The following is a 1,942-nucleotide window of genomic DNA, read 5'->3' as shown; positions in this document are numbered from 1 at the left end:
GAGGATGACGTTCGCCGCGCCGCCCTTGAGGTTGGGGTTGCCGACAATGATCCCGCCCAGTTGGGTGTTAGTCATGGTGCCGTTGGCGTTGTTGAGGATCACGCCGTTGGGGCCGACGTTGTAGTCCTTGAACTGGTTATGGGACAAGCCCGCGCCATTGGGGGTAGCGATGTTTACCACCGGCACGCCATTGCCCGCCGCGCCCACGGTGGTGCCCGGCGCACTGACCACAATGCCCTCGGCCTGGGCCAGCAGCGGCTGCCAGAACAGTGCGTTGGCAAGGATCAACGCCAGCCCGCGCTTGGGCAGGCCGAAGAACGCGTCCCGGCGCTTCAGGGCGGCAGAAGGTTGGCGGGCCAGGAAGGCGAATTGGCGAACATCCATTGTCAGGCTCTCATGCAGCGGGGCGTTGAATTACAGGAAAAAATCCATGCGGAAGTAGATCGGCGCTTCGCGCTCGGTCACCACACCGGGTCTTTCTAACGAATGAGCAAAGGTCACGCTGGTGCTGACGTGTTTGCCACGGGCGAACAGCTCCAGGGAGTTGCTGGACACCCGGCCATGAACGTTGTCGTTGTAGCGGTCGTTGCGGATCACGCCTTGGTCGTAGCCGACGCTGGCGCCGTATTCGGCGAAGGCCGGGCGCATCCAGTCGAGGGTCACCGGGCGTGCCCAGCGCACTTCGTTGCGCCAGTAGCCGCCGCTGTCGCCGGTCAGCAACTGGTCCTTGAAACCGCGCACCGAGGCCGAGCCGCCGAGGCTCATGCGCTGGGGCGAAAACAGAATGTCTTCGCTGCGTTGGCCGGTGGCCAAACTGCTGAAGCTGAACGACTCGCCCCACAGGCTGAACGGTTGCAGGTAGCTGACGGTGGCGGTGTATTTGCGGTAGCGCGAATTGGGCTGACGCCGACCGAGCGGGTCACGCTCGTCTTGAGACTGGGCGTCGAGCAGGCCAATGCCGCTTTGCATGCCCAGGTCCAGGTTGACGAAGGCACTGCCGATGCGCCGACCGTGGTTGACGCCCAGTTGCAGTTCGCTGAGGCGGTTGCTGCTGGCCTCGGTGCGTGTGTCGAGGATGTAGTTGTTGGTGCGCAGGTGCGCCAGGCCGACGTTGACCGAGGTCTTGCTCACATCGTCGCGATGGATCACCCGCTCGGCGCGCAGTTGGTGGTTCTGGTTGTCGCCGTCCTGCTTGAATTTGAAGCCGTCGGTCACGCCGTAGGTGCGGTAGTCGCTCTCGCTGTAGGTGTAGCTGAAGTTCCACCAGCCCCAGGGCAGGTTGTAGTAGAGCATGGTGTTTTTCGAGGTTTTCTGGTGGTCGCTGATGGCGTCATGGCCGCCGCGCAGCATCAGTTGGTCACCCAGGCCCAGTGGGCTGTCCCACTCAAGGCCAGCGCCCCATTGCTGTTCGCCGGTGCTTTTCTGCCCATCGTTGTTGCGCGACAGGCTGGCGCGCCAGGGCTTTTGCGCGGTGTTCTTGACCACCACGTCGCTGCCACCGACTTGCTTGCCAGGCGTCAGCTCCATCTGCGCTTGTTTGGACGGCAGGCGGTTGAGCTGGTCCACCAGTTGCTCGATTTCACGCAGGTTCAGTGCTTCGCCGACCTTGCCGGGAAACGCCATGGCCAGTTCGCGGTCGGTCACCGTGCTGCCTTCGGCGCTGCGCAACGCTTCGAGTTTGCCTTCCACCACCAGCACTTGCAGATGGCCGGTGGAGAGGTCTTGCTGCGGCAGGTAGGCACGGCTGGTGACGCGGCCTTTGCCGAGGTAGTAGTCGGTGATGGTTTTGAGCAGGTCGTTCAGCTGGGACACGCCCAGGCACTGGCCGATGTAGGGCTTGAGCAGGCGCTCGCGGTCGGGCGCCGGCAGGCTGTCGGCGCCTTTGAGTTCGATGGTTTTGATCGGGAAGCAACGGGTGTCGGCCGGGGTTGCCGGGGCTTGG

Annotated in this window: 2 protein-coding genes; both read right to left on the bottom strand. The window is 63.6% G+C overall.

What is annotated here, in order from left to right:
* Positions 1–384, bottom strand: a 384-nt coding sequence (locus BKD70_RS23555; RefSeq protein ID WP_139145835.1) for a filamentous hemagglutinin N-terminal domain-containing protein, incomplete at its 3' end; no start/stop codon positions are given.
* Positions 385–414: 30 nt separating this feature from the next.
* Positions 415–1,942 (bottom strand): ShlB/FhaC/HecB family hemolysin secretion/activation protein (locus BKD70_RS23550; RefSeq protein ID WP_070415501.1); only part of this gene is annotated, 1,528 nt, incomplete at its 5' end.

The organism is Pseudomonas sp. BS-2016, from assembly GCF_001806145.1.
Classification (GTDB): domain Bacteria; phylum Pseudomonadota; class Gammaproteobacteria; order Pseudomonadales; family Pseudomonadaceae; genus Aquipseudomonas; species Aquipseudomonas lundensis.
This window is presented reverse-complemented; position numbering and strand designations above follow the sequence as displayed.